Source organism: Streptomyces sp. NPDC002574 (genome assembly GCF_042889545.1).
Lineage (GTDB): Bacteria > Actinomycetota > Actinomycetes > Streptomycetales > Streptomycetaceae > Actinacidiphila.
Genome location: NZ_JBIARB010000006.1, coordinates 431,428 through 456,678 on the forward strand (window position 1 = coordinate 431,428; position 25,251 = coordinate 456,678).

The following is a 25,251-nucleotide window of genomic DNA, read 5'->3' on the forward strand; positions in this document are numbered from 1 at the left end:
CCATGATCCTGCTCGTGCGCCGCCGACACGTGGACTTCGTCCGCGTCACGAGCATGTCCTGTCGCCGCAGCGGCTGAGCCCCGCCACTCGTCTCCCTTCCCTCACCCGGCCCCGCGCCACCGCCCCGACAGGGCGCCCGCGCGGAGCGTTCGGCCACCGCCGCCGCTGCCGGGACACACCCTGCGGAAAGACACATGACGCTCCAGCTCCCCGTGATCGACCTGTCGGCCGCCGACCGCGGCCCCGAGGCCCGCGCCCGGCTCCACCGCGACCTGCACGCCGCCGCCCACGACGTCGGCTTCTTCCAGCTGACCGGCCACGGCGTCACCGCCGAGGAGACGGCCGCGCTGATGCGCGTGATCCGCGCGTTCTTCGCCCTCCCCGAGGCGGACCGGCTCGCCCTCGGCAACCTCAACTCCCCGCACTTCCGCGGCTACACCCGCATCGGCGACGAGCGGACCGGCGGCAGCCAGGACTGGCGCGACCAGCTCGACGTCGGCGCCGAGCGCCCCCGGCACGTCCCCGCCCCGGGCGAACCGCCGTACTGGTGGCTCGAAGGCCCCAACCAGTGGCCCGCCGGGCTCCCCGAGCTGCGCGAGCGCTCCCTGCGCTGGATCGACCGGCTCAGCGGCATCGCACACCGCCTGCTGCACGAACTGCTGGCCTCCATCGGCGCCCCCGAGGACTTCTACGACGACGCCTTCGCCGACGAACCGCACCTGCACCTGAAGCTGGTCCGCTACCCCGGCACCGCCCCCACCGGCGACGGCCAGGGCGTCGGCGCGCACAAGGACTACGGTTTCCTGACCCTGCTGCTCCAGGACGCGGTCGGCGGTCTCCAGGTGCAGCGCTCCGACGGCCGCTTCCACGACGTCCCGCCGCTGCCCGGCGCCTTCGTCGTCAACCTCGGCGAGCTCCTGGAGGTCGCCACCGACGGCTGGCTGAAGGCCACCAACCACCGCGTCGTCAGCCCGCCCGGAGCGCGCGAGCGCTTCTCCGTCCCGTTCTTCTACAACCCGCGGCTCGACGCGCGGATCGCGCCGCTGCCCTTCGCGCACGCCCACCACGCCCCGGGCGCCACCCAGGACCCGGCCAATCCGCTGTTCGCCGAGTACGGACGCAACGAGCTCAAGGGATGGCTGCGCGCCCACCCCGAGGTGGCCCGGCGTCACCACCCGGACCTTGTCGGGGCCGAGGTGGCGGCCGCCCGCTGATCCGGCGGGCGCGGCCGTCCGCGGTTACCGTGCCTCTATGGGGACGGTTCCCGCCGAGAACGGCACACTGCAGAGCGTCACGCCGCCCCAATGGCTGCGCCTGTTGCCGGTCCTGCTGCTGGCCGCCCTGATCGTGGCGCAGGGCGTGACGCCCGGCGACGTGGAACTGGGCGCGTACTACGCGGCGGTCTCCCCGCTGGCCGCGCTCACCTACGGCGTCCTGGGCACGGCCGTCATCGCGGTCGCCGTGGTCGTGGTGATGATGCTCCCGGTCGTCGGCTCGGGCGCTCTCGTCAGCTCGGAGCTCGGCGCCGTCGTACTGATCGGTGCCCTCAGCGTGGTGATCGCCGGGGTGGGCCAGCGCTCCCGCGGCCGTCTGGTGGAGGCCGGCTCGGTCGCCGAGGCCGCCCAGCACGCCGTGCTGGCACCCGTGCCGCCCCTGGTCGGTGCGGTGCGCTGCGCGGCGCTGTACCGGGCAGCGCAGCGCGGCACCCTGGTGGGCGGCGACCTGTTCGACGTACGGGACGGACCCCACGGTGTGCGGGCCTTGATCGCCGACGTGCAGGGCCACGGACTTGCCGCGGTGTCCACCGTCGCGTCCCTTCTCGGCGCCTTCCGCGAGGCGGCGCTCGACCAGCCGGACCTGAGGAGCGTCGCCGCGCGCCTGGAGCGGCGCCTGCTGCTGGACGCCGACGCGAACGGCGAACTGTTCGCGACCGCGTTGCTGCTGGAGTTTCCCGCCGGCGGATCGAAGGTGCGGTTCGCCTGCCACGGGCACCCGCCGGCGCTGCTGTTGCGCGACGGCGCGGTGGAGGAACTGAGGGCCGACCCCGCGCCGCCCCTGGGCACCGGACTGCCGGGCCTGCCGCGGCCGGTGATGGCGGAGGTCGAGTTGCGGCCGGGCGACATGATCCTGGCCTACACAGACGGTGTGACGGAGGCCAGGAACTCCTCCGGGGTCTTCTACCCGCTCGCCGGCCGGCTCGCCGCGCGCCTGGCCCAGTCCACCCACCCCTCGCCGCGCGACGTGGTCGACGCGGTCTGGGAGGACCTGATCGGCTACGCGGGCGTGGTCGGCGACGACGTCGCGCTGCTGGCTCTCACGTCCGCGCGGTTCCAGCCGTAGAACCGGGTCAGCCCTTGCGCGCCAGCGGGCGGCCCTGCAGCCGGGCCGCCTCGGCGCGGATCGCCGGAAGGGCGGCGTACAGGGCGTTGCCGGGGCAGTCGGTCATGAAGGCGTCCCGGTGACCGGCGATGACGTGGAAGACCGCGTGCTTGCCCTTGGGGAAGCGGCTCTTGTCGTTGCTCGACACCAAGGTGACCTTGGAGCGGGGGTCGATGCCGGAGATGCCGAGCTTCCAGGCCGCGAGCCGGGCGATCCCCTCGGTCATCGCGTGCGTCACGCTGCCGGGGGCGTCGAAGGTGCCGACCGCCGCGACACCGATGGTGTCCTGGTTGAAACCGACCGCGTGCGCGCCCGTCACCGGCTTGGCCAGGCCGCCGGCCCGGCCCTCGTAGATCGTGCCGCACTTGTCGATGAAGAAGTTGTAGGCCACGTCGTCCCAGTGCTTGCCGCGCACGTGGCCGGTGTAGATGTTCCGGATGATGCGGGGCACGTCCTTGCAGGCGTAGCCGTTGCCGCTGTCCGTGTGGTGCAGGAAGACCGCTTCCACCGCGTGGCCGTAGTGGGGTGCCTCGTGGCGCAGGGATTCGTCCGCCCCCCAGGAGGCCCGGGTGACGATGCGCGGTTCGACGGCCGGGTAGGCGGGGACGCGGTGCATCGTGACGCGGTCGGTGAGGTTGGGGAACGGCTGTACCTGCGGGGTGGGGGCCGGGCGGGCGTACAGGACGGGCGGCGAGGGGGAGTGGACGACGGCATGGTGCACGCCCCACGCCGTCAGGGCCACGAAACCCATCGCTCCGGTGCCGACGACCAGGACGGTCGCGGTGCGGCGGGAGCGCCGCACGGACCGGTGCGCGCCCTTGATGTGGCGCTGCGGCCCGTCCGACCCCTGGCGCGAGCCGCGGGTTCCGTGGTGCGAGCCCGTGGCCGCATGCCTTGACTGCATAAATGAACATCAGCCCATATGCGCAAATGGGCCGGAGAGGACACGCCGCGCACCGCCGCCGCCTCACCCGGATGCCTGCCGGGAGCCACGGCACGCACGGGCACCCACGCCGGCCGCCCGCCGTCAGTAGTAACGGCGCATCAACTCCCCGGCCCATGCCGGTTCCACGACCTCGCCCCGCGGGGCGAACCCGGTCATCCACGGCTTGATGTCGAGCACCGGCGTGCTGTCGACGGCGTCGAGCCCCCGCACGTGCACGTCCAGTCCCTCGACGCGCAGCAGCTTGCAGCGCGAGACGCCCAGCCGGTTGGGCCGGTCCTTGCCGCGCTGGGCGAAGATGCCCGTGAGGGGCCATGCGGTGTTGCCGCGGGGGTGGCGCGCCCCGGTCTGCTCCCGCTCCGGCGGCACGCGGTCGAAGCGGTAGACCACCTCCAGGTGCGAGAAGGCGTCGAGCCCGAACAGCGCCTCGGGTCCGAATCGCGCGGCGTCCAGCCGGATCAGGGCCTCCACCCCGCCCCAGTCGTCGTCCTCGACGGCGACGCGCCCTCCGCTCACCCGGCCGATGGGACGCACCTCGACCACAGACATCTCCGCTCCCCTTTCGATCACGATATGAGACACGGGTATCACTGGGTGGACGGCCCTGTCCAGTGCGATGCCATGCCGAGGGAAGGGGACGCCACCGACTACGGCGCACTACCGCTGCCGCACCATGCGGACATCACGTGCGGGCTGCACCTGCGCGAGCCGGTGGACGCCGACGTCGACGTCGCCGCCCTGCAATGGATCCCCGACCACACCGCGCTCTTCGGCGACATCGCCCGCGTTCCCGCGGCCGCAGGGGGGCGTAATTGGCTTGCGGAGGCCGGGGGCGACGGGGACGATCACCCCTGCGCCCCTCGGCACGGGCGCCCCCGCGGTCGTGGACGGCCACGACCACAGCCGGGGTCCAGGAGCACTCCCGAAGAGAAGTCCGCACTCTGTACACGCACTTCGACCACCTTCCTTTCCCTGCCCGGATGCGGGCCGTCGCGGAACACGTCCGTTCCCTGGACGAGGACGGCTATCGCACAGCCCGCGCCGCCCTCGCGGACGGGAACCCCGACGATCGTCATCTCGCGCTCTTCCTGGCCGTCGTCCGTCGCGACATCGACGCCGTGGCCGCCGCGCTCGACGAACCCCTGCTGCGCCGCCGCGCCCTGGCGGCGGCGATCCGGCTGCCCGTTCCCGACGCCGCGTTGGCGCGGCTCGCGCTGGGCGACATCCGCGGTGTACGACGCGACGTCTACCGCGTCCTGCGGCTGTCCCGGCGCCGTGAACTCGCCGCACGGCTGCTCCCGGAGGTGCGCGAGCGGTACGGGGACGCCGAGGCGGCGCAGCTGCTGGCGGCCTGCCCCGCCGGGACGGCGGGGGAGTGGCTGCCCCGGCTCGACGCGCCCGCCGGCGTGCTGGCGTCACTCGTCCGCACCGCACCGCGGGCGGTCGCGGAATACCTGGTCCGGGCTGCCGAGCGGGCCGAGGGCACCTACGGGTGGTACCGGCTCGTCCACCGCCACTTGGTCCTGGTGGAGTCCTTGGCCCGGCGGGACCCCGGGGCCGCGCTGCTCCTCGCCGAGAAGGCGCCGCGCCTCATGACCGACGACGCCGTGGTCGCCGCCCTGCACCGGCCCCGGGACCTGCTGGCCGCCGTCCGCCGAGCGGGCGTCACGGAACTTCCGCTCGCCGACGGCCCGTTGCCCAGGAGCGTCCGGCGCGCACTGCGCGGACTGGCCACGGAGGAACTGGCCGCCCTGGCCGCGGTGTGCCGCACGCGGGACGACGAGAACCGGGACCTGGCGGAGCCCGTCACCGCCGACCCCCTACTGGCGCTCCTCCCGCCCGGCACACGCGTCCGTCTGGTGCGGGAACGCGTGCCCGAGGGGAACCGGCACAAGGTGCCGGTCAGTGCGGTCGCCGCGCTGGAGCCCGAGGATCGTGCCGCATTCGTCCGGGACCTGCCGGCCGGTCCGGGGCGCGGACGTGACGTCCGGCCGCGCTTCGGCGTGCTCCTCCCGCCGGCCGAGGCCGAGCCCCTCTACCGCGGTCTGGCCGACGACGTCAACGTCCACCGGCGAGCCTCCGCCTGGCCGGGACTCCTCGCCGCCGCGGCCCGGCACGGCGACCCCGCTGAGTACGCCCGCATCTTCACCACCTGCGAACGCGCATGGCACGACCAGTACGTCGTGCGCCAAGCGGCCCTGGAGCAGGCGGCCGCGGCCCCCGCCCGGCTGCTCGCGGCCGTCCCGTACGCGGCTTTGCGGGACGCGGCCCTGACCACCGTCCAGTCCCACGACTCGACCGCGTACACCCTCCAGGTCGCAGAACGGCTTCTGCGGCGCGTGGTCGTGGCCGCCGCGACGCACCGTGACCATGAACGGGCCGTGGCCGTCGCGCCGTTGCTGGCCCAGGTGGTCGCCGACCTCCGGTTCCCGGGTCCTTCGACGCCACTGGATGTGGACCTGCCCGCCGCCCGTGCGGTCTGGGCCGCGGGCCACCAAGGCGCCGGCGCGCGGAACGCACTCGGCATCGCCGCACTCCTGGAGCGTCATGCCGCCGCACTGCCCGGCTGCGACGCCTTCCTCGCCCGTACGGCCCTGGAGAGCGACGATCCCGCCCTTGCCGCACGCGCCGCCGGGGTCTGGCTCGCCGACCCCGCCACACGGGAGGCGCGTGCCGCGGAACTCCTGCAATGCGGCAGGCGGTTCGTCGCGGTCCCGCACCTGGAGGAAACGGTGACGCGCCGCCGTACCGATCTCCTGGAGCGCCTGCCGGCGGTCGCCGGACAGCCGTGGGTGCCGAGGCTGCCCAGGACCGCCGAAGGGCGCTGGCTGCCCGCGCAGCGGGCGCTGATCGCCCGGCACTTGGAGCGGGTTGCCGCCGACGAGGACCTGCCGCTGCGGCAACGCGCGGGTGCGGCTGCTCAGTTGCGTGACGCCGCGGCCCTGCGACGGCTCGTCGAAGGGGAGGTCCCGCAGCCCGTCGTCGCCGCTGCCCTGGCCTCGCTCGGCCGGATGGCCGACCGCGACGCGCTCGCCCGGCTGCTGGAGCATGCCGGCACAGGCGGTGTGCGCGGCCGGGCCGCGATGGCGGCGCTGCGCCGGCTCCTTGACGGAATTCCCGACGCCGAGGCGGTCGATTGGCTCGGCGGGATCGCCCGCGACCCGCGGGCGCCGGTCGGGTCGCGGAAGGAGGCGGCGCGGGCCCTGGGCGAACGCCCCGGCGAGCAGGCGTTCGGCGCCCTGCTGGCCGCGTGGGACGCGCCGGGCCAGCACCACGACGTGCTCGCCGTCGTGGCCGTGCCGCTGACCGCGGCCCTGGACCGGCCCGGGATCCCTGCCCGCCTTCGGGCCCGGATGGGGCACCCGGCGGTACGCCAGGCCGTCATCGGCAGACGCTGGGACATGGCCCCGGCGGCCGCGGAGTCCCACGCCCACTTCCTGGCCGCCCTGGTGCGCGAGGGAGGCGACACGGGCGTCGTGGAAGCCGCCTGCAGTGCGCTGAGCGCGTTCGTTCACGACCACATCGCGGACGGTGCGGTCGCCGGAGCACTGGCTGTCGCACTGTGCGACGCCGAGCGTCCCCACGGCGAGCGCTACACCGCGGGGTACGTGCTCTCCGGGGCGGCGGTGCGTTCCGGGACGGCCGCCATCGCACTGCGCGACGCGCTCGGCGCTCTGGCGGCCGGCCGGGCGGAGCTGCGCCTTCTTGACCGCCTCGCCGCCAACCATCACCAGCGTTCCGCGGCGGTGCAGGACGCGTACGCCGACGCCCTGGAAGGTGCGGGGCTGGGGCGCGCCGCCGCCGACGCGGCCTTCGGCGCCGCGGTCGCGGCGTTGCGCGAGGGGGACACCGGGGCCGAGCGGTGGGACCGCTGTCTGCGGCTGGTCGAGCGGCACCCGTACGTCCTGTCCTTCGACGACCGGCGCTCCGTGCCGGCCCGCGCCGACGACGGCTCGTCCCTCCGAGCCGTCCTGGACGTGGCCCGCGCCCTGGGCGGGCGTCCCGGCACACCGGCCGGACTGGTCGCGGTGCTCCTCGTCCGCGCGGGCGGGGAGGCCACCGGGTGGACGGGACCGTGGCCGGCCGAACTGGACGCCCTCAGGGCGCACCCCGACCCGGACGTCGCCGAGGCGGCACTTGTCGCGGAGCTGAGGCGCCCGGCCGGGTGACGGGCGCCGGACAGCCCGGCCGCGCGTTCGCGCGGGGCTAGTCCGGCGGCAGGGGCACCGCCGGCGCCTGCGACGACTGCAGCAGCACGTTGTGCACGTAGTCCTCGACCGCGGCGTCCAGCCCGACGTCGCCCTGCGCCCGCTCCGACATGAACCAGCGGTGCTCCAGCAGCTCGTGGTAGACCTGCGCGGTGTCCATGCCGCGGCGCAGTTCGCGCGGGACGGCGCGGACGGTCGGGCGGAAGACGTCGCGGACCCAGCGGTGGGCCAGCACCTCGGGACGGGCGCCGAGCGGGTCGCCGGGCGCGTAGTCGTCCTGGGTGGCCATCCAGGTCTCCAGGTCGTTGAGGAGACTGCGCGCCTGGTTCTCCTCGGCGTCCAGGCCGGTCAGACGGAGCAACTGGCGCTGATGGTGCCCGGCGTCCACGACCTTGGGCAGGAAGGTGACGTGGTCGCCGTCCGGCGACTTCTGGATCTGCATCTCGGCCACGTCGAAGCCGAGTTCGTTGAGCCGGCGGATGCGCCGGTCGATGTAGTGCCGCTTGGTCACCGGGTAGACCGACTCGCGGGTGAGCTCGTGCCACAGCTCGTCGTAGCGGTCGGCGATGGCCTGGCCGAAGGTGACCGGGTCCACCGACGGGTGCAGGGAGCCGCCCGCCTCCAGGTCCATCAGCTCGCCCGCGATGTTCACCCGGGCCACCTCGATGTCGTACTCGCGCTGGCCGCGCGAGAGGTTGGCCTGGATCTGGCCGGTCTCGGCGTCCACCAGGTACGCCGCGTACGCGCCCGCGTCGCGCCGGAACAGGGTGTTGGACAGCGAGCAGTCGCCCCAGGCGAAGCCCGCCAGGTGCAGCCGGACCAGCAGGACGGCGAGCGCGTCGAGCAGGCGGTTGACGGTGCCCGGCCGCATCGTCGTCTCGAACATCGAGCGGTACGGCTGGGAACCGCCCAGGTGCCGGGTGATCAGCACGGGCTCCAGCGGCGTGCCATGGTCGTCCGTGCGGCCGGTGACCACGGCCAGCGGGTCCACGGCGGGGATGCCGATCCGGTCCAGGTCGCGCAGCAGCCCGTACTCGCGGACGGCCGCCCACTCGCCGACCTCCTTGACCGCCACCACCTCGTCCCCGGCGAGCGCGAAGCGCACCACGTGCCGCGAGATGCCGCGGGGCAGGGCCACCAGGTACTCCTCGGGCCACTCCTCCAGCGGCACGTTCCACGGCAGGTCGAGGAGGGTGGCCGGATGCTCCGGGGAGGTCGCGGTGATCTGGAGGTCCATGACGCACAAGTGTGCGGCACGGGGGTGGCCGCGCACGATACCGGGGGCGTACGCATACGCTGCGGTCATGACGGAACGGCTGGTGGTCATCGGGGGCGACGCGGCGGGCATGTCGGCCGCGTCCCAGGCACGCCGACGGAGGAGCCCGGGCGATCTGGAGATCATCGCCTTCGAACGCGGCCGCCGTACCTCGTACTCGGCGTGCGGCATCCCCTACTGGATCGCCGGGGACGCCGAAGGGCCCGGCGACCTGATCGCCCGCTCGCCCGAGGAGCACCGGGCCCGCGGCATCGACGTGCGACTGGGCACCGAGGTGCTCGGCATCGACATGGACGCGCGCCGGGTGCGCACCCGCGACACGGCGGGCGAGGAGGGCTGGACCGGGTTCGACCAGCTCGTCATCGCCACCGGGGCCGTCCCCAAGCGGCCCGATATCCCGGGGATCGACGCCGACGGAGTGCACGGGGTGCAGATCCTCGACGACGGCGAGGAGATCCTCGGCTCGCTCGAAGACGCCCCGGCACGGCACGCTGTCGTGGTCGGCGGTGGGTACATCGGCGTCGAGATGGCCGAGGCCCTGCTGCGGCACGGACTGCGCGTCACCCTGCTCGAACGCGCCGAGGAGCCGATGTCCACCCTGGACCCGGACATGGGACACCTGGTCCGCAAGGCCATGGAGGGGCTCGGCATCACCGTCGTCACCGGATCCGCCGTGCGCGAGGTGCTGACCGGCGCCGACGGGCGGGTCCGGGCGGTGGCGACCGACCAGGGCGAGTACCCGGCCGACGTCGTCGTGCTCGGGCTCGGCGTGGCGCCCAACACCGCTCTGGCGCGGGAGGCCGGACTGCGCCTCGGGGAGCACGGCGGGCTGCTCACCGACCGCGCGATGCGGGTGCGGGGCGCCGACGGCGTCTGGGCGGCGGGCGACTGCGTGGAGGTCCTCAACCTGGTGTCGGGGGGGATGCAGCACATTCCGCTCGGCACCCACGCGAACAAGCAGGGCCGGGTCGTCGGAACGAACATCGGCGGCGGCTACGCCACCTTCCCCGGTGTCGTCGGCACGGCGGTCAGCAAGGTCTGCGACCTGGAGATCGCCCGCACCGGGCTCAAGGCGTCGCAGGCCGACGCGGCCGGCCTGCAGTACGTCACCGCCGTGGTGGAGTCCACCAGCAGGGCCCGCTACTACCCGGGCGCGGCCCCGATGACGGTCAAGGCGATCGCCGAACGCGGCACCGGGCGGCTGCTGGGACTCCAGATCGTCGGGCGCGAGGGGGCGGCCAAGCGGGTCGACATCGGCGCGGTGGCCCTGACCGCGGGCATGACGGCCGAGCAGGTGACGGCGCTCGACCTCGGCTACGCCCCGCCGTTCTCGCCGGTGTGGGACCCGGTCCTGGTGGCGGCGCGCAAGGTCGCCGGCAAGGTGCACGACGATCCGCGCGAGGCCCCCCGGGCGGGATGAGCCGGGCCGGGGCGCCGACGCTCCTCAGCTGGGGCGGACGGCCAGCTGGTCCAGGGCTTCCAGCAGCTTGGGCAGTTCCGGCCCGCGGCCGACCGGGAGCACCTCGCCCGGCTCGTCGTCGAGCAGCACGAAGGCGACGTCGTCGGTGCGGGCCACCAGGCTCCAGTCCGTCCCGTCCACACGCAGCGTGCGGACGCCCTCCCCGGCCGAGGTCGACCGTATGCGGCCGGGCGGCGGAGGGGTGTTCACGTACTCCTGGGCGGCGGCCAGCGCGCGGCGCACGCCGGGATGGAGGCCGCCGCCCGTGGCGGTGCCCGGCTCCGTCGCCCGGTCCTCCGCGGCCCGCTCGCCGTCCGTTCCGCCGGATCCGGCGGGTTCGCCCAGTTGCTCACGCCAGGTGCGCCACTGCAGGGCGATCTCGTCGGCGCCCATGCGCCGCTGCGCCGGCCCCCAGTGGTCGCTGTCCGGCGGCGAGAGGGGGCGTCCCGCCTCCTTCTCGTCGGGGTCGTGGGGTGCGGCGACCCCCGGTGCGGCGACGGCCACCGGCAGCGGCCAGCCCGGGAGGGCGGCGATCACCGAGTGCTCGTCGGGGGACAGGTCGTACTCGAGCCCGCAGTCCCAGGCGGCCAGGGCGCAGGCCACCAGGGCCGTGTCGTTGACGGCCACGGTCCAGCGGGCACCGGTCCCGTCCTGCCCGAAGATCAGGCCGTAGCCGTCGGTGATCGCTTCGAGGCCGAGTTCGGCGCACGCCGCCGGGTAGTCGTCCGCCAGGACGCTCGGGAACTGCGCGGGCGTCAGCATCGCCGCCGTGAGCACGAACAGCGCGTCGTCGTCCGTCGCGGACACGGGCATCCCCTTCCGAGTGGTTCTCCGTGGTGGGCGCACCCTAACCAGCCGGTGAGACCCGCGTCGAGAGCGGGGTCGCGCCTGTGGAAAACCCTTCACCGGCCGGGACGCGGGCCGCCGGCCCTCCACCACGGCCAACTTCCGCACCCTGTAGGGCGGCTGCCTGCGTGGATGCGGTACCGGCGCTTCCGGTTCGCGGGCGTGCGACGGCGTCCGGGATCCGGGCCTAGCCGGCGCCGAGCTCCGCGAGCGTGCCGCGCAGCCACGTCAGCTCCGCCTTCGTGGTGGCCCGCGCGATGGTCAGCACTCCGCGCCGGAAGGGGTCGTCGACCTCCTCCGCGCGCAGCGGCCGGTCGCCCTCGTAGAAGAAGCCGGAGGGCTCCTCGAGGAACGCCATGCGGCGCCGCAGCACCGCGGCCTGGGCGGCCGGGTCGTCCAGGTGCCGGAGGAAGGCGAGCACGGTGAACCAGCGGTTCTCGTCCGAGATGTCGAGGCCGGAGGGTTCGGCGAGCCGGCGGCGGAGCTCGGCGCGGCCCTCGTCGGTGAGCGTGAGTTCGTGACGGGGGGCGGCGACCGCGCCCGGTCGGGTCTCGCGTTGCAGCAGGCCGGCCTTCTCCATGCGCTTGATGGCCGGGTAGAGCGTGCTCTCCGCGACGGGTTTGACGTGCCCGGTGAGCGCGGCGATGCGCTTGCGCAGTTCGTAGCCGTGCAAGGCGTCGTCGAACAGGAATCCCAGGATCGCGAGCTCCAGCATCTGGCCATTCTCCACCATCCGCGGGGTACATCGTCTTGGTAATACATCGGATCCGATGTATGGTCTCCGCCATGCAGCAGACACGGTTCACCGAGGGCGGCGCGCACATACGTTGGACGGAGTCGGCGAGCGAGGGCCCCGCGCGGGTCTTTCTGCACGGCCTGGGCGCGACATCCGCCGTCTACTTCGCGCACATTGCCGGGCATCCGGCGTTGCCGCGGCGCCGCTCGCTCCTGATCGACCTGCCCGGCTTCGGCATCAGCGACCGCCCGGCGGACTTCGGCTACCGGTTGGAGGACCACGCGGACGCGGTCGCCGCCGCCCTCGACGCCGCCGGTGTGACCGGCGCGGAAGTGGTCGGCCACAGCATGGGCGGGGCCGTCGCCATTGTGCTGGCCGCACGCCGTCCGGACCTGGTCGCGGGCCTGGTGCTGGCGGAGGCGAATCTGGATCCCCGCCCGCCGGAGACGGCGGGCAGCAGCGGCATCGCCGCCTTCACGGAGGAGGAGTTCGTGCACGGCGGGGCCTTTGCGGGCGTCCTGGAACGCGTCGGACCGAAGTGGGGCGCCACGATGCGGCTCGCGGATCCCGTGGCGCTGCACCGAAGTGCCATCGGTCTGATGCGGGGAACCGCACCCACGATGCGCGCGCTGTTGCTCTCCCTGACCGTTCCGCGCACCTACCTGATCGGAGAGCGCAGCGGCGAACTGGCGGGACACCAGGAGCTGGTGGCGGCCGGGGTGTCGGTGGTCACCGTCCCCGGCGCCGGTCACAACATCATGTTCGACAACGCCTACGCCTTCGTCGAGGCCATCGCCAGGAACCGGTCGTCGGAGTCCGTGTAGCCGGTCAGGGTCCAGCCGGATCCGTCGAGCAGGGCCCGCAGGTTGGGCTCGGCACGCAGGTCGTCAGGTGTGAGCCGGCGGCCCTGCCGGGCGGCCAGGGCCGCCCGGCCGATGGGGTGGAAGAGGGCCAGCCGCCCTCCGGGCCGGGTGACCCGGGCCAGTTCACGCAGGCACGCACCGGGGTCCGGCAGGTGGCCGATGAGCCCGGCCGCGAAGACGGCGTCCACGGCCCCGTCGCGCAGCGGCAGGCGCGCGCAGTCGGCCAGAACCAGGGCGCCGTCCGCCCCGCGCCCCGCCAGGACCGCGGCGGTCAGCATCTCGGGGGTCAGGTCCGCGCCCACGACCGTCCCCGAGGGACCCACCGCACGGCGCAGGAACGGCAGCGCGCGTCCCGTGCCGCATCCGGCGTCGAGCACGGTCTGCCCGGGGCGCGGGCCGAGTTGCGCCACCGCCGCCTCGTACGCGGGACCGTCGTCAGGGAAGCGCGTGTCCCAGCCGGCGGCCCGGGCGGCGAAGAATTCACGCACATGGGCGGGGTCGGAATGCATGTCGGACACCTCTGGTGGGAGCCGCGGACGGGGCAGCGCAGGCGCGGGGCATCATGGTCGCATGCTCACGCTGCGTTCCGTCGCCCTCTTCATACTCGCCGCGCTCCTCGAGATCGGCGGCGCCTGGCTGGTGTGGCAGGGCCTGCGCGAACACCGCGGCTGGGCCTGGATCGGCACCGGGGTGATCGCGCTCGGCCTGTACGGATGTGTCGCCACCTTGCAGCCGGACGCCGAATTCGGCCGCATTCTGGCCGCCTACGGCGGCGTGTTCATCGTGGGCTCGCTCGCCTGGGCGATGGTCGCGGACGGTTACCGGCCCGACCGCTTCGATGTCATCGGGGCACTGGTGTGCCTCGTGGGCGTGGGGGTCATCATGTATGCACCCCGCGGCTCCTGAAACACCTCCGCCCTGTGCAGGTTCGGCCGCTGGGCGATCGTTCGGCACCGCGTGGGGAAAGCACCCTGTCAATTAACGCAGGGTTCCGTCATGGCCGAAGCTCGACGCCGCCCCCGCACTAGCGTCCGGTGGCCATGGGACACATGGACCACGCCGCCTTCGGCTGGCTGACGCCGCTGCTCTCGTACGCCATGGCGTGCGTCGGCGCGGCCCTCGGACTGCGCTGCACCGGCCGCGCCCTGGCGGCGACCGGCCGCTCCCGCCGCAACTGGCTTCTCACGGCCACCAGCGCGCTGGCCACCGGCATCTGGACGATGCACTTCGTCGCGATGCTCGGGTTCCGCGTCAGCGGCACGGAGATCCGCTACAACGTGCCGCTCACCGTGCTGAGCCTGGTGGTCGCCCTCCTTGTCGTCGGCCTCGGCGTGTTCGCCGTCGGCTACGGCAAGGGGCGTCCCCTGGCGCTGGCCGCCGGCGGGCTCACCACCGGCCTGGGCGTCGCGAGCATGCACTACCTGGGGATGGCGGCGATGCGCCTGCACGGCGGTATCTCCTACGACCCGTGGAGGGTGGCCCTGTCCGTGTCCGTCGCGGTGGCCGCCGCGACCGTCGCGCTGTGGGCGGTGCTCACCGTGCACCGGCCCGTCATCGTCGCGGGTGCGTCGCTCCTGATGGGTGCCGCGGTGAGCAGCATGCACTACACGGGGATGCTCGCCGTGCGGGTGGACGTGCGGCCGTCGGCCGCCGAGCTGGGCGGGGCCGGGGCAACCGCCTTCCTCTTCCCGCTCATCGTGGGTCTCGGCTCGTTCCTCTTCCTCACCTCGGCCTTCGTCGCGCTCTCCCCGACCGCGAGGGAACGCGGGGCCTCGGCGGCCGCCACGCGGTTCGGGGAGGGCGCCGCATGACCCCTCAGCGCGGTCGCCGCGCGCACGCCGGTCTCCCCGCCGACGAGCGGCCGCAGCGGACCTCCCTGCCGGGCCTTCGGCCCAGGACCGTCCGCGCGAAGATCGTCTGCCTCCTGATGGTGCCCGTCGTCTCCCTGATGGCGCTGTGGGCCTTCGCGGCCGTCACCACGGCGCAGGACATATCCCGTCAGTTCCGTGCACAGCGCGTTGCAGAAACGATCCGCGAACCGGTCGTCACCACCATCACGGCCTTGGAGGCCGAACGCCGTGCCGCGGGGCACTACATGGCCGACCCGCGGGACGTCACCGCGGCCGAGCTGAAGCGCCGCTCCTCGGCGACCGGCCACGCCGTCGGCAAGCTCCGCCTCGGCAAGGACCACACCGTGGCCGACGGGACCGGTCTGCCCGACGAGGTCGCCGACCGCGTACGCGCCTTTGTGGGGGCCGTGGACGGGCTCGACGCGCTGCGCCCCGGCGGCACCGCGCCACGCGCCGAGTGGGGCAGGGTCTACCAGGCCTACACGGACGCGATCGCGGACGCTTTCGCCATCGCCGCCGTCATCGCGGACTCGCCGCAGTCCCGCGTCGCCCTGGACATCGGACGCGCGGCGGAACAACTGGCCTGCGAGGACGCCCTGCTGTCCACCGCCGCCCTCGACCACGACCTGCCCACCGCGCGCTACGGGGACGTCAGCGGGGCCGTCCGTGCCCGCCGGTTCCTCCTCGCCACCGCCGTTCCCGGGCTGACCGGCGACACCCGCCGTGCCTGGGACCGGCTCAGCGGTTCGGAGGAGTACGCGGACCTGGCGGTGGTCGAGGACGCCGTCCTGGCGGCCGGCCCCGGCAAGGCAGCGGCCGACGCGGCGCCGGCCGCCGCCTGGGACCGGACCGCCGGCCGGGTGGCCACCGGCCTGGCGGCGATCGCGGTGGGCACGGCTCCCTCGCAGGAGCCCGTCCTGCACAGCCTCCTCAGCCGCTCCGGCGTGGCCGTGCTGCTCGGACTGATCGCCGTCGTCGCCTCGCTGCTCATCTCCGTGCGCATCGGCCGCGGCCTGGTCGTCGAACTCGTCGAGTTGCGCAACACCGCCTTCGACCTGGCCAGGCGCAAACTTCCGCGAGCCATGCGGCGGCTGCGCGCGGGGGAGCCGATCGACCTGGAGGCCGAGGCCCCGCTCGGGCGCCATGGCAGCGACGAGATCGGGCAGGTCGCCGAAGCCCTGGCCACCGTGCAGCGCTCGGCCCTGCGGGCCGCCGCCGAGCGCGCGGAACTTCTGAGCGGCGTCTCCGGGGTCTTCGTCAACCTCGCCCGCCGCAGCCAGGTGCTGGTGCACCGCCAACTCGCCCTGCTGGACACCATGGAGCGGCGCACCGAGGACCCGGAGGAACTGGAGGACCTGTTCCGGCTCGACCACCTCAGCACCCGGATGCGGCGCCACGCGGAGGGACTGATCATCCTCTCCGGGGCGGCACCCGGCCGCGCCTGGCGCAAGCCGGTACCGCTCGCCAATGTGGTGCGCGCCGCGGTCGCGGAGGTCGAGGACTACGCACGCGTCGAGGTCCGGCGGCTGCCCCGGACGGCCGTGGTCGGTGCGGCGGTCGCCGACCTCACCCACCTGGTGGCCGAACTGGTCGAGAACGCCACCCAGTTCTCGCCACCGCACACCAAGGTGCGCGTGTACGGCGAGCAGGTGGGCAACGGCTTCGTCCTGGAGGTGGAGGACCGCGGGCTCGGCATGGGCGCGGAGGCCATGGCCGAGGCGAACCGCCGCATCGGGCAGTCCCAGGCGCTCGACCTCTTCGACAGCGACCGGCTCGGCCTGTTCGTCGTGAGCCGGCTCGCCGCCCGGCACGACGTCAAGGTCGCGCTGCGCCCCTCGCCGTACGGGGGCACCACCGCTGTCGTCCTGCTGCCCAGCGCCCTGCTGGAGACCGGCGCACAGGAAGCCGACGCCATCAAGGCGCTGGGAACGAGGATCGCGGCGCCGACGGTCCAGGGGAACGGCACCTTGGCCGAGGAGCCCGTGCCGGCGGTGGCGGCGTCATCGCGCGACAGCGACGACCGACCGCCGCGTGGCGCCGTGCCCCGCCCGGTGCCGGAACGCGAGCGGGCCCCCGCGCCGACCGGCCCGACGGCCCCTGCGCCCGCGCCTGTCCCCGTCGCCGCCGCTCCCTCCCCCTCTTCGGCGCAGGCCCCCGCCCCGGCCGAGTCGACGCCCGCCGGGGACGGGCCGCTCCCGCGCCGGGTGCGGCGGGCCAGCCTCGCGCCGCAACTCCTCGAACGGCCCGCTGCGGAGGACGCCTCGGCCACCGGGCCGGTGCGGGAGGCGCCCGAGCGCTCCCCCGAGCAGGCGCGCGCGACTCTGGCTGCCTACCGCAGCGGCTGGATCCGCGGTGGGGGCACCCAGCCGCGCGAGGCCGACGGCGACACGGAGAGGGCCGCGCGGCGGCCCCTGCGGGCCGCTCCGCCGCCCGAGCGCGACCCCGACGACGCCCGCGGCCACGGCGGGCCGCGTACGGCCCCGGAGAACGGCGACACCGACACCGGCCGTACCGCCGGCAGGGCACCCCGCGAAGGAGAACACGGATGATCGACGCATCGAACCGGTCCGGTGAGCTGGACTGGCTCCTGGACGACCTCACCGACCGGGTCACCCAGGTCCGCCACGCCGTGGTGCTGTCCGGCGACGGACTGGCGGTGGGCGCCTCGAGCGGGCTCAGCCGCGAGGACGCCGAGCACCTGGCCGCCGTCGCCTCGGGCTTCCACAGCCTCGCCAAGGGCGCCGGCCGGCACTTCGACGCCGGGCAGGTCCGCCAGACCATGGTCGAACTCGACCACGGCTTCCTGTTCGTGGCCGCCGCGGGCGAGGGCTCCTGCCTCGCGGTGTTCACCACGGCCGGTGCCGACGTCGGCATGATCGCCTATGAGATGGCCAGGCTCGTCAAGCGGGTCGGCGAGCACCTGCACACACCGCCGCGTCTCGGTGCCGCCGGCCCGGTCGCGGGCTGACCGGGCCGACGGGTGATGAACGGCGGGTACTCGCGTCGTCCCGGCGACCACTGGTACGACGACGAAGCCGGGCCCATGGTGCGGCCGTACGCCCTGACCGGCGGCCGGACCCGGCCCGGCACGGCCGGCGCGGGACTGGACCTGATCGCCCAGGTGATCGCCGAACCCGGTGCGGCCGACGACCCGTCGCTCACCCCCGAGCACACCGCCATGCTCGCGCTGTGCCGTCGCACCGCCCAGTCGGTCGCGGAGCTCGCGGCCGAGTCCGACCTGCCGGTGGGCGTCGTGCGCGTCCTGCTCGGCGACCTGCTGGCGCTCGGCTGCGTTCGCATCCGCGGCCCGGTGCCACCGGCACAACTTCCTGACGTGAGCATTCTGCGAGAGGTGATCAATGGACTCCGGGCACTCTGACACAGCGCCCATGGCGCTGAAGATCCTCATCGCCGGCGGCTTCGGGGTCGGCAAGACCACACTGGTGGGGGCCGTCAGCGAGATCCGGCCGCTGCGCACCGAGGAACAACTCACCGAGGCCGGCCGGGATGTCGACGACACCGGTGGGGTCGAGCGCAAGACCACCACCACCGTGGCGATGGACTTCGGCCGCATCACCATCCGGGCGGGCCTGTCGTTGTACCTGTTCGGCACGCCCGGGCAGGACCGCTTCTGGTTCCTCTGGGACGAGCTCGCCCAGGGTGCGCTCGGCGCGGTCGTGCTGGCGGACACCCGCCGCCTGGAGGACTGCTTCCCCGCCGTGGACTTCTTCGAGCACCGGCGCATCCCCTTCGCGGTGGCCGTCAACCGCTTCCCCGGCGCGCGCGACCACGGCCCCAAGGACATCGCCCGGGCCCTCGACCTGGAGGACGGCACCCCTGTGCTGACCTGCGACGCGCGGGAGCGGGCATCGAGCAGGGACGTGCTCGTCGCGCTCGTGGAGCACGCGGGGCGGATGCATGCCGCCCGTCTGCTGGACTCCGTGAGCTGACGGCCCGTCGGCGGGCGGGCACCTTAGCAGAACGGTGCGGTGAAAAATGGATAACACCGTGCATTGAGAGGCTTCTGAGCGGGGTGCGTACGGGTGGGCAGGCGGGGCGCACGGCCCCCGAGCCTCTATCGCGCTAGGAGTTCAGATGCACAAGCGGATCGGTGCCGCAGTCGCCGGAACGGCCGCTGGCCTTCTCCTCGTCACCGCCTGCGGCAGCGGGTCGTCGTCCGGTTACGGCCAGGCGAGCAATGTGGCCCCCGCGGCCCAGCAGCAGAACGTGGCCCAGTCGGCCCAGCCCGGTGCCTCCACCACGGGCGGGTACGGCTACGACGACCCGTCGGCGGCGAGTCCTTCCGCGAGCTCCGACGACGGTTACGGCTACGGCGACGACAGCAACGGCTCCGGGGACAACGCGGAGGAGGCCTCGGACAAGAAGTGGCCGGTCCTGTCGGTCGTCAACGACGCGAAGCTGAGCGACATCCTGGTCGACTTCAAGGGACGTACGCTCTACCGCTTCGACAAGGACACCGACTGGCCGATGGTGTCGAACTGCACGGGCGACTGCCTGAAGAAGTGGCCGCCGGCCAAGGCCGTCTCCAAGGCGGAGGCCGAGGCCGCGGGCCTCAACCCCAAGCTCGTCAGCACCTACACGCGGCCCGACGGCACCAAGCAGCTCTCGTACAACTGCTGGCCGGTCTACTGGTACACGGGCGACACCAAGGCCGGCGACACCAACGGTCACGGCGTCGGCGGCACTTGGTGGGCGGTCGCCGCGAACGGCAAGAAGGCCAACGGCGGCAAGCCGGTCAGCTGAACCGGCGTGGCCGGCCCGCCCCTGGCGTCAGCCGGCCACGTCGGCCTCGGCGAGCACCTTGTCGATCCGCACCCGCACGAGCAGCTCGCCGGGCACACCGTTGCGCTTCCCGTACTCCACCGCCCGCTCCTCCCCCATGTAGCGGGCCGCGATCCGGGTGGCCCACTCCAGCAGCGGGCCGGGATCCTCGCTCACCTCGGCGCGACCCTCAAGGACCACGTACGAGAACGGCGGCCGGTCGTCGTCCACGCAGAGGGCGATCCGGCCGTCACGTGTGATGTTCCGTCCCTTGGCGGTTCCCGCACCGGTGTTGAAGACCAGATCGTCCCCGTCCAGCAGGAACCAGATCGGGGCGATGTGCGGCCGCCCGTCCGCGCGGACCGTCGCCAGCTTGCCGGTCCGCGTCCCGGCGGACACGAAGGCCCGCCACTCTTCCTCGGTCATCCTGTGTCCCATGGCCCCCATCCTGCCCCGGCAGGGCGCCGAAGGGGCGTTCAGGAGCCGCTGGACGGGTGCGGCGGGGGCGTTTCCGCCGCAATGCCGGATCGTTAGCGTGGCGTGAACACGCATCCGGCCGATTCGACGGGATTCGACGGCCGGCGGCCGCCCCGGTCTGTGACATGTCACAGTCGCCGCCTGCCAGGGGGCCGCCTTCGGCCAGACTGTGCCCTTCCGTATCGAACCCATGGTCGACCGAGGACCTGACGCATGCGCCTGCGCCCCCGCACCATCCGCACGCAACTCGTGGCACTGATCATGGTGCCGCTCCTGTCGCTGGCGGGTCTGTGGACGTACAGCACCTACACCTCGGTACGCGGAGCCTTCGCCCTCATCGGGATCGCCGAGACCTACCGCTACTACGGCACCCCGGCCGACGATCTGGCCCGCGCGCTGCAGGTGGAACGACGCCTGGCCGTCACCTACGTCGCCTCCGACGGCGCACAGGGCGGCACGGAGCTCGCCCGGAGCGAGCGGGACACCGACCGGCTGCTCGCCGTCGTCCGCGACCACGCGCGCGAGCAGGCCCGCGGCGCGCCGCTGGACCGGGTGCAGAGGCAACGGCTGACCGAACTCGTCACCGCCGCGGAGGATTTGCGGCCGCTGCGCGCAGAGGTGCGGCAGCGCAGCTTCGGCTGGTCCATGGCGCTGCACCGGTACTCGTCTGTGATCGACCCCACCTTCCGGCTGCGCGGCGCGCTGGCGGCCCTGCAGAGCGGCGAGGTGGCGCATCAGGGCGGCCTGGTCATCGAGCTCGTGCGCGCGAGGGAGCTGCTGTCACGCGAGGACGCCATGATCAGCGCCGTACTGGCGGGGCAGCCCATGTCCGTCAGTCAGTACCGCGAGTTCATCAGCACCGTGGACGGCCGGAAGCTGCTGCATTCGATCGTCGACCCGGAACTGACCAAGGCGGCCAAGGAACGGCTCGACCAGTTCGGCGGCGGCAGCGTCGCCTGGTCGCTGGACTCCATGGAGACCGCCGTGCGCTCCGCGGGTGCCGCGGACGTCGGCAACCTCGTCGCCCTCGACCGCTGGCGCGTCAACGCCGACCGGGCCCTTGCCGAGCTCAGCACCATCAATCTGGAGGCCGCCCGGGAGATCGGCGACCAGGCGCGCGGCGACGGCATGAACGTGCTCCTCAGGACCGGCGCGGTCAGCCTCGCCGGCCTGCTCGCGGTCGTCCTGTCCCTGGTCGTCTCCCTCCTGATCGGCCGTGGCGTCGCCCGCCGGCTCACCCTGCTGCGCAACGAGGCGCTGGAGTTGTCGGGGACCCGGCTCCCCGAGGTACTGCACCGGCTGCGCTCCGGTGAGGAGCTCGACGAGGCGGCCGTGGCCCGCGCCGCCCCCGAACTGCGCCTGGGCGCCGACGAGATCGGCCAGGTGGGAAGGGCCTTCAACACCGCGCAGCGCGCCGCGGTGCAGGCGGCCGTCGACCAGGAGCGGATGCGCCGCGGGGTGGCGGCGGTGTTCACCAACCTGGCCCGTCGCAGCCAGGTGCTGCTGCACCGTCAGCTCACCCTTCTCGACAGCATGGAACGCCGCTCGCAGGACCCGGCCGAGCTCGACGACCTCTTCCGCGTCGACCACATCGCCGTCCGCATGCGGCGGCACGCCGAGGGCCTGCTGATCCTCTCCGGCAACGCCCCGGGACGCGCCTGGCGGCGCCCGGTGCGGCTCGCGGAGGTGGTCAGGGCGGCGGTCGGCGAGGTGGAGGACTACCAGCGCGTGGTCGTACGGCGCATGCCCAGGGTGGCGCTCGTCGGCTCCGCCGTTGCCGACGTGCTCCACCTGCTCGCCGAACTCATCGACAACGCCACCGCGTTCTCCCCGCCCGAGAGCAGGGTCGAGGTGCGGGGCGAGGTGGTCGGCGGCGGCTACGTCCTGGAGATCGAGGACCGCGGCCTCGGCATGAGCGCCGAACGCCTCGCGGAGGCCAACAGCGAGATGGGCGAGGCCGCCGCCGGCACGGACCTGCCGGAGACGGACCGCCTCGGGCTGTTCACGGTCGGACGGCTCGCGGCCCGCCAAGGGGTGCGGGTCGCGTTGCGTCGCGGCCGGTACGACGGCACCGTGGCCGTGGTGATGATCCCGCAGGCCGTCCTGGTCGACGGTTCGTCGGACGATGCCGAGACCGGGGAGCACGTACTGCGCCCGCGGTCGGCGGCGGAGCCGCCCGGTGGCGACCGCGCCGACAAGGCCCCGCGCACACCGCGGGCGCGCCGCGGGCCCTCGCGGCCCAAGGAGGACGGGCGCACCGGGGCGGGCTTGCCGAAGCGGGTGCGGCAGGCCAGTCTCGTAGCCCAGCTCAGGGAGGACTCCGTGCACGACAGCCCGGCAGAGCCGCCGGCCGGCGGACCGGAAAGGGAACGATCTCCGGAAGAGGCTCGTTCCACCATGACGGCGTTCACGCGCGGCCTCGCCCGCGGTCGGGACGCCGCGACACCGCACGGGACTGCGGAGAACGGGGGCAACGGGGGATGACCGTGAGCAGTGGACTCACCTGGCTGATGGACGATCTGACCGAACGGGTGCCGCACGTCCGGCACGCGCTCGTGCTGTCCGGCGACGGTCTGGTGACCGGGGCGAGCACCAGCCTGGACCGCGCGACGGCCGAGCACCTGGCCGCCGTCTCGTCGGGGTTCCACAGCCTCGCCAAGGGCGCCGGCCGGCACTTCGAGGCGGGCGGCGTGCGGCAGACGATGGTCGAGTTCGACGACGGCTTCCTCTTCGTCACGGCCGCCGGCGAGGGCAGTTGCCTGTCGGTGCTGAGCGGGGTCCAGGCGGACGTCGGCCAGATCGCCTACGAGATGACCCTCATGGTTCACCGGGTCGGTGAGCACCTCGGTGTCGCACCGCGCCGGCACGACGCGGCGGCCCCTGGGGAGTGATGACGCATGACGCCGAGCCCGCCGGATGACGAGGGCGCGCTCTGGTATGACGACGAGGCCGGTCCGATGGTGCGCGCCTACACCATCACCGGTGGCCGCACCCGGCCGGACTCGGACGGTGACGTCGACCTGATCGCCGTCATGATCGCTGCCGGCACCTCGCGTCCCGGCCATACCGCCCATGCCACTCATGCCGCCGCTGCCGCCGTCTCCGAGGACGGCCTCGACGACGAGCACCTCACGCTGCTCGACCTGTGCCGCGACGGCCCGCTGTCGGTCGCCGACCTCGCGTCGGAGGCCGACCTGGCCCTCGGCGTGGTCCGGGTGCTCCTCGGCGACCTGCTGCGCGAGGGTCACCTGCGGGCGATCCGCCCCGTGCCCCCGGCCGAACTGCCGGACGTCGGGGTGCTGCAGGACGTCATCAACGGGCTGCGAGCCCTGTGAGGCGGCGGACCACGGCCGGATGTCGGTGCCCGGACGTACCGTGACGTCATGTCCGAGATCACGTATGTCCGGGGCGACGCCACCGCTCCGGTGGGCGAGGGCGTGAAGCTGATCGGCCACGTCTGCAACGACGTCGGTGGATGGGGGAAGGGCTTCGTGCTCGCGGTGTCGGCCCGTTGGCCGGAGCCCGAGGCGGCCTACCGCCGCTGGTACCGCGAACGCGCCGCGAACGACTTCGCGCTGGGCGCCGTCCAGTTCGTCGACGTCGGGCCGTTGCTCTGGGTCGCCAACATGATCGGCCAGCACGGGATCCGGCGGGGCGGCACGGGCGTGCCGGTCCGGTACGAGGCGATCGACGCGGGACTGGCGGCGGTGGCGGACCGGGCCGCCGGGCTCGGGGCATCCGTGCACATGCCGCGGATCGGCTGCGGTCTGGCGGGCGGGAGTTGGGCCCGCGTGGAGCCGATGATCGTGGAGCGGCTGGTCCGCCGCGGGACAGCCGTGACCGTCTACGACCACGGAGGGTGAGGAAGTTATCCACAGGCCGGAGCGGGGTCTCGGTCCTCTGTTCTACATTGGTGACTGTCAGTGACGGACGGTCATGCAAGGACGGGGGATCGACATGGGTGTGCAGGAGCTTGTCGTCGCGGAAGCACTCGGTGTACGGCGCGCGCGGGAGGAACTGGGGCTGGATCAAGCGGAGTTCGAGGTCGCGCTGCAGGTGGGGGAGATCCGCACGACACCCGCGGCCCGAGGGCGGCGGCGTGTGGTGCGCAAGGACGTGGAACGGCTGCGGTCCGAGGAGGGTTTCCCTGAGACCCTCCGCGAGCGGCTCCGGCTGGTCGGGAGCGTCGAGGGCGGTGAACTCATCGGCATCACGCGCGACCGGTTCACCAGACTCGCCAAGGGCGGCCTCATCCGCCCCGTGCGGTGGTACGTGAACCGGTACCGGGCCGTCGTCTGGCTCTATCTGGCCGAAGAGGTCAAGCAATTGGCGGTCGCCCAGCCGGCCCTGCTCGCGGGCCGTCTGCCGGCCGCCCTGCGGGACGCCCTGGACGAGGGCGAGGACCACCGCCCCCGCAGCTGGCGGGCACGGCGGGTGGAGGAGATGGTGCGGGATGCCACCGACGCCTGGGATGAGGCAGCCGCCTGGGCCGCCCTGCTGGGCCCGGAGGCGGCGGCGCGGGCCGTGCCCGATCCGCACGAGCGGACGTATCTGCGCCGCCTGCGGCCGGGCATTCCGCCGGGGAACACCGGTTCCCATGCCATGCGGGAGATGATCGACGCCCACATCGTGGCGGACCATCCCGACGAGGTCGCCTTTGCGCAGGTCTCGCTGGCCGACGCCTTGCTGCGGGCGCGCGCCAACCGGCCCGCGCCCCGGCCGGGGAACGAACAGGAACCGGGTCCGGCGGTCCTGGTGGCGCCGCCGGATCCGGCGGCGCCACCCCGATCCGCCCGGCCGCCTCAGCCGCCCCCGCGGGCCGCCAGGAGCCGCTGGCGGCGGCTGCTGGGGCTGGGGGCGGCGTGAGCGGCTCGTCGCCGGTGGTGGGACAACCCGGTCGTCACACCTGACGGTTCTCGGCGCTGATCATCCAGGCGTGCTCTTCGAGGGTGTCGATGATCGAGTGGAGGAGGTCCGCGGTGGACGGATCCTCCGCGTCGACGCCGTCGTGCAGGCGCCGCATGGTCGCCGTCGCCGCGTGCAGGCGTGTCGTGATGAAGTCCACCACGGCCGACACGCTCAGCTCCCCCTCGGGGAACTTGGGCAGGGTGGTGGTGGCCGCGACGGTGTCGGAACGCCCGTCGGGGACGGCGTGGAGGGCCCTCATCCGCTCGGCTATCGTGTCGCTGGCCTCGCGGGCGTCGTCCACGATGTCGTCCAGCTGTTTGTGCAGGTCCCGGAAATTGTGGCCGACCAGATTCCAGTGGGCCTGCTTGCCCTGCAGGTGCAGTTCGACCAGCTCGACGAGGATCGCTTGAAGGGCCTCCGACATCTGCCGGGACGCGGTGAACCCCACGGCCGCTTCGTGCTCGGAGAGACGCGCAGTCGGTGGGACAGTGTGCGACGTCATGTCTCTGCTCCTTGGGTAGAAA

25 protein-coding genes are annotated in these 25,251 nt (G+C 73.7%); 17 read left to right on the forward strand and 8 right to left on the reverse strand.

The window, feature by feature from the left end:
• Positions 1-194 precede the first annotated feature (194 nt).
• Positions 195-1,214: an isopenicillin N synthase family dioxygenase gene (locus ACFYXS_RS17055; protein WP_389248706.1), complete on the forward strand. Its 1,020-nt coding sequence runs from the start codon at positions 195-197 to the stop codon at positions 1,212-1,214.
• A gap of 37 nt (positions 1,215-1,251) precedes the next feature.
• Complete coding sequence (locus tag ACFYXS_RS17060; protein ID WP_389248708.1) at positions 1,252-2,340, forward strand: PP2C family protein-serine/threonine phosphatase; 1,089 nt, start codon at positions 1,252-1,254, stop codon at positions 2,338-2,340.
• 7 nt (positions 2,341-2,347) lie between these two features.
• On the opposite strand, the gene ACFYXS_RS17065 is transcribed toward ACFYXS_RS17060, so the two are convergent.
• Together ACFYXS_RS17065 and ACFYXS_RS17070 are read right to left on the reverse strand one after the other, a co-directional pair.
• Entirely contained in the window at positions 2,348-3,283 is a 936-nt protein-coding gene (locus ACFYXS_RS17065) for a peptidoglycan recognition protein (RefSeq protein WP_389248710.1), read from the reverse strand.
• A 123-nt stretch (positions 3,284-3,406) separates the two neighbouring features.
• The gene (locus tag ACFYXS_RS17070) at positions 3,407-3,871 is read right to left on the reverse strand and encodes an SAM-dependent methyltransferase (RefSeq protein WP_389248712.1); all 465 of its coding nucleotides are present in this window, start codon (positions 3,869-3,871) and stop codon (positions 3,407-3,409) included.
• Positions 3,872-4,302: 431 nt separating this feature from the next.
• Between ACFYXS_RS17070 and ACFYXS_RS17075 the strand changes: the two genes are divergently transcribed.
• A complete protein-coding gene (locus ACFYXS_RS17075) occupies positions 4,303-7,491 on the forward strand; it encodes a hypothetical protein (RefSeq protein WP_389248714.1) in 3,189 nt (1,062 codons plus the stop codon).
• A 37-nt stretch (positions 7,492-7,528) separates the two neighbouring features.
• Here ACFYXS_RS17075 and ACFYXS_RS17080 read toward each other — a convergent pair whose 3' ends face one another.
• Positions 7,529-8,767, reverse strand: coding sequence for a DUF4032 domain-containing protein (locus ACFYXS_RS17080; RefSeq protein ID WP_389248886.1), 1,239 nt, complete (start codon positions 8,765-8,767; stop codon positions 7,529-7,531).
• 67 nt (positions 8,768-8,834) lie between these two features.
• On the opposite strand from ACFYXS_RS17080, the gene ACFYXS_RS17085 reads away from it, so the two are divergent.
• Complete coding sequence (locus tag ACFYXS_RS17085) at positions 8,835-10,226, forward strand: FAD-dependent oxidoreductase (protein WP_389248716.1); 1,392 nt, start codon at positions 8,835-8,837, stop codon at positions 10,224-10,226.
• Positions 10,227-10,250: 24 nt separating this feature from the next.
• On the opposite strand, the gene ACFYXS_RS17090 is transcribed toward ACFYXS_RS17085, so the two are convergent.
• Together ACFYXS_RS17090 and ACFYXS_RS17095 are read right to left on the reverse strand one after the other, a co-directional pair.
• A complete protein-coding gene (locus ACFYXS_RS17090; RefSeq protein ID WP_389248718.1) occupies positions 10,251-11,078 on the reverse strand; it encodes a hypothetical protein in 828 nt (275 codons plus the stop codon).
• Between the two features lie 220 nt (positions 11,079-11,298).
• Positions 11,299-11,826: a PadR family transcriptional regulator gene (locus ACFYXS_RS17095; protein ID WP_389248720.1), complete on the reverse strand. Its 528-nt coding sequence runs from the start codon at positions 11,824-11,826 to the stop codon at positions 11,299-11,301.
• Between the two features lie 71 nt (positions 11,827-11,897).
• Here ACFYXS_RS17095 and ACFYXS_RS17100 point away from each other — a divergent pair, with 71 nt between their 5' ends.
• Complete coding sequence (locus ACFYXS_RS17100) at positions 11,898-12,671, forward strand: alpha/beta fold hydrolase (RefSeq protein ID WP_389248722.1); 774 nt, start codon at positions 11,898-11,900, stop codon at positions 12,669-12,671.
• On the opposite strand, the gene ACFYXS_RS17105 is transcribed toward ACFYXS_RS17100, so the two are convergent.
• Positions 12,620-13,219: a class I SAM-dependent methyltransferase gene (locus tag ACFYXS_RS17105; protein WP_389248724.1), complete on the reverse strand. Its 600-nt coding sequence runs from the start codon at positions 13,217-13,219 to the stop codon at positions 12,620-12,622. The genes ACFYXS_RS17100 and ACFYXS_RS17105 overlap by 52 nt on opposite strands.
• A gap of 61 nt (positions 13,220-13,280) precedes the next feature.
• Here ACFYXS_RS17105 and ACFYXS_RS17110 point away from each other — a divergent pair, with 61 nt between their 5' ends.
• From ACFYXS_RS17110 to ACFYXS_RS17140, 7 genes are all read left to right on the forward strand, one after another.
• Complete coding sequence (locus ACFYXS_RS17110; RefSeq protein WP_389248726.1) at positions 13,281-13,616, forward strand: YnfA family protein; 336 nt, start codon at positions 13,281-13,283, stop codon at positions 13,614-13,616.
• Positions 13,617-13,750: 134 nt separating this feature from the next.
• Entirely contained in the window at positions 13,751-14,521 is a 771-nt protein-coding gene (locus ACFYXS_RS17115) for an MHYT domain-containing protein (protein WP_389248728.1), read from the forward strand.
• Complete coding sequence (locus ACFYXS_RS17120; protein ID WP_389248730.1) at positions 14,518-17,109, forward strand: nitrate- and nitrite sensing domain-containing protein; 2,592 nt, start codon at positions 14,518-14,520, stop codon at positions 17,107-17,109. The genes ACFYXS_RS17115 and ACFYXS_RS17120 overlap by 4 nt, the downstream gene beginning before the upstream one ends.
• Positions 17,106-17,528 (forward strand): roadblock/LC7 domain-containing protein, encoded by a 423-nt coding sequence (locus tag ACFYXS_RS17125; RefSeq protein ID WP_389248732.1) that lies wholly within the window; start codon positions 17,106-17,108, stop codon positions 17,526-17,528. The genes ACFYXS_RS17120 and ACFYXS_RS17125 overlap by 4 nt, the downstream gene beginning before the upstream one ends.
• A 15-nt stretch (positions 17,529-17,543) precedes the next feature.
• Positions 17,544-17,939: a DUF742 domain-containing protein gene (locus ACFYXS_RS17130; protein ID WP_389248734.1), complete on the forward strand. Its 396-nt coding sequence runs from the start codon at positions 17,544-17,546 to the stop codon at positions 17,937-17,939.
• On the forward strand, positions 17,920-18,510 hold the full coding sequence (locus ACFYXS_RS17135; protein ID WP_389248736.1) for an ATP/GTP-binding protein: 591 nt from the start codon (positions 17,920-17,922) through the stop codon (positions 18,508-18,510). Before ACFYXS_RS17130 ends, ACFYXS_RS17135 begins: the two co-directional genes overlap by 20 nt.
• A gap of 145 nt (positions 18,511-18,655) precedes the next feature.
• The gene (locus tag ACFYXS_RS17140; RefSeq protein ID WP_389248738.1) at positions 18,656-19,324 is read left to right on the forward strand and encodes a hypothetical protein; all 669 of its coding nucleotides are present in this window, start codon (positions 18,656-18,658) and stop codon (positions 19,322-19,324) included.
• A 27-nt stretch (positions 19,325-19,351) separates the two neighbouring features.
• Here ACFYXS_RS17140 and ACFYXS_RS17145 read toward each other — a convergent pair whose 3' ends face one another.
• A complete protein-coding gene (locus ACFYXS_RS17145) occupies positions 19,352-19,780 on the reverse strand; it encodes a PPOX class F420-dependent oxidoreductase (protein WP_389248740.1) in 429 nt (142 codons plus the stop codon).
• Positions 19,781-20,032: 252 nt separating this feature from the next.
• Between ACFYXS_RS17145 and ACFYXS_RS17150 the strand changes: the two genes are divergently transcribed.
• The 5 genes from ACFYXS_RS17150 (at position 20,033) to ACFYXS_RS17170 (ending at position 24,685) form a co-directional block, all read left to right on the forward strand.
• Positions 20,033-22,303 carry a nitrate- and nitrite sensing domain-containing protein gene (locus ACFYXS_RS17150; RefSeq protein ID WP_389248742.1) on the forward strand — a complete coding sequence of 757 codons (2,271 nt, stop codon included), beginning with the start codon at positions 20,033-20,035 and terminating at the stop codon, positions 22,301-22,303.
• Complete coding sequence (locus tag ACFYXS_RS17155; RefSeq protein WP_389248744.1) at positions 22,300-22,710, forward strand: roadblock/LC7 domain-containing protein; 411 nt, start codon at positions 22,300-22,302, stop codon at positions 22,708-22,710. Before ACFYXS_RS17150 ends, ACFYXS_RS17155 begins: the two co-directional genes overlap by 4 nt.
• A gap of 6 nt (positions 22,711-22,716) precedes the next feature.
• Positions 22,717-23,154: a DUF742 domain-containing protein gene (locus ACFYXS_RS17160; RefSeq protein WP_389248746.1), complete on the forward strand. Its 438-nt coding sequence runs from the start codon at positions 22,717-22,719 to the stop codon at positions 23,152-23,154.
• A gap of 48 nt (positions 23,155-23,202) precedes the next feature.
• Positions 23,203-23,682 carry a macro domain-containing protein gene (locus ACFYXS_RS17165; RefSeq protein ID WP_389248748.1) on the forward strand — a complete coding sequence of 160 codons (480 nt, stop codon included), beginning with the start codon at positions 23,203-23,205 and terminating at the stop codon, positions 23,680-23,682.
• A gap of 94 nt (positions 23,683-23,776) precedes the next feature.
• A complete protein-coding gene (locus ACFYXS_RS17170; protein WP_389248750.1) occupies positions 23,777-24,685 on the forward strand; it encodes a DUF6397 family protein in 909 nt (302 codons plus the stop codon).
• 34 nt (positions 24,686-24,719) lie between these two features.
• Here ACFYXS_RS17170 and ACFYXS_RS17175 read toward each other — a convergent pair whose 3' ends face one another.
• On the reverse strand, positions 24,720-25,229 hold the full coding sequence (locus tag ACFYXS_RS17175) for a Dps family protein (protein WP_389248752.1): 510 nt from the start codon (positions 25,227-25,229) through the stop codon (positions 24,720-24,722).
• Between the last annotated feature and the right edge of the window lie 22 nt (positions 25,230-25,251).

Excerpts from the sequence above, each read along its gene's own strand:
- ACFYXS_RS17055 (WP_389248706.1), top strand. The coding sequence starts at position 195 with ATGACGCTCCAGCTCCCCGTGATCGACCTGTCGGCCGCCGACCGCGGC.
- ACFYXS_RS17060 (WP_389248708.1), top strand. The coding sequence starts at position 1,252 with ATGGGGACGGTTCCCGCCGAGAACGGCACACTGCAGAGCGTCACGCCG.
- ACFYXS_RS17065 (WP_389248710.1), bottom strand. The coding sequence starts at position 3,283 with ATGCAGTCAAGGCATGCGGCCACGGGCTCGCACCACGGAACCCGCGGC.
- ACFYXS_RS17070 (WP_389248712.1), bottom strand. The coding sequence starts at position 3,871 with ATGTCTGTGGTCGAGGTGCGTCCCATCGGCCGGGTGAGCGGAGGGCGC.
- ACFYXS_RS17075 (WP_389248714.1), top strand. The coding sequence starts at position 4,303 with ATGCGGGCCGTCGCGGAACACGTCCGTTCCCTGGACGAGGACGGCTAT.
- ACFYXS_RS17080 (WP_389248886.1), bottom strand. The coding sequence starts at position 8,767 with ATGGACCTCCAGATCACCGCGACCTCCCCGGAGCATCCGGCCACCCTC.
- ACFYXS_RS17085 (WP_389248716.1), top strand. The coding sequence starts at position 8,835 with ATGACGGAACGGCTGGTGGTCATCGGGGGCGACGCGGCGGGCATGTCG.
- ACFYXS_RS17090 (WP_389248718.1), bottom strand. The coding sequence starts at position 11,078 with ATGCCCGTGTCCGCGACGGACGACGACGCGCTGTTCGTGCTCACGGCG.
- ACFYXS_RS17095 (WP_389248720.1), bottom strand. The coding sequence starts at position 11,826 with ATGCTGGAGCTCGCGATCCTGGGATTCCTGTTCGACGACGCCTTGCAC.
- ACFYXS_RS17100 (WP_389248722.1), top strand. The coding sequence starts at position 11,898 with ATGCAGCAGACACGGTTCACCGAGGGCGGCGCGCACATACGTTGGACG.
- ACFYXS_RS17105 (WP_389248724.1), bottom strand. The coding sequence starts at position 13,219 with ATGCATTCCGACCCCGCCCATGTGCGTGAATTCTTCGCCGCCCGGGCC.
- ACFYXS_RS17110 (WP_389248726.1), top strand. The coding sequence starts at position 13,281 with ATGCTCACGCTGCGTTCCGTCGCCCTCTTCATACTCGCCGCGCTCCTC.
- ACFYXS_RS17115 (WP_389248728.1), top strand. The coding sequence starts at position 13,751 with ATGGGACACATGGACCACGCCGCCTTCGGCTGGCTGACGCCGCTGCTC.
- ACFYXS_RS17120 (WP_389248730.1), top strand. The coding sequence starts at position 14,518 with ATGACCCCTCAGCGCGGTCGCCGCGCGCACGCCGGTCTCCCCGCCGAC.
- ACFYXS_RS17125 (WP_389248732.1), top strand. The coding sequence starts at position 17,106 with ATGATCGACGCATCGAACCGGTCCGGTGAGCTGGACTGGCTCCTGGAC.
- ACFYXS_RS17130 (WP_389248734.1), top strand. The coding sequence starts at position 17,544 with ATGAACGGCGGGTACTCGCGTCGTCCCGGCGACCACTGGTACGACGAC.
- ACFYXS_RS17135 (WP_389248736.1), top strand. The coding sequence starts at position 17,920 with ATGGACTCCGGGCACTCTGACACAGCGCCCATGGCGCTGAAGATCCTC.
- ACFYXS_RS17140 (WP_389248738.1), top strand. The coding sequence starts at position 18,656 with ATGCACAAGCGGATCGGTGCCGCAGTCGCCGGAACGGCCGCTGGCCTT.
- ACFYXS_RS17145 (WP_389248740.1), bottom strand. The coding sequence starts at position 19,780 with ATGGGACACAGGATGACCGAGGAAGAGTGGCGGGCCTTCGTGTCCGCC.
- ACFYXS_RS17150 (WP_389248742.1), top strand. The coding sequence starts at position 20,033 with ATGCGCCTGCGCCCCCGCACCATCCGCACGCAACTCGTGGCACTGATC.
- ACFYXS_RS17155 (WP_389248744.1), top strand. The coding sequence starts at position 22,300 with ATGACCGTGAGCAGTGGACTCACCTGGCTGATGGACGATCTGACCGAA.
- ACFYXS_RS17160 (WP_389248746.1), top strand. The coding sequence starts at position 22,717 with ATGACGCCGAGCCCGCCGGATGACGAGGGCGCGCTCTGGTATGACGAC.
- ACFYXS_RS17165 (WP_389248748.1), top strand. The coding sequence starts at position 23,203 with ATGTCCGAGATCACGTATGTCCGGGGCGACGCCACCGCTCCGGTGGGC.
- ACFYXS_RS17170 (WP_389248750.1), top strand. The coding sequence starts at position 23,777 with ATGGGTGTGCAGGAGCTTGTCGTCGCGGAAGCACTCGGTGTACGGCGC.
- ACFYXS_RS17175 (WP_389248752.1), bottom strand. The coding sequence starts at position 25,229 with ATGACGTCGCACACTGTCCCACCGACTGCGCGTCTCTCCGAGCACGAA.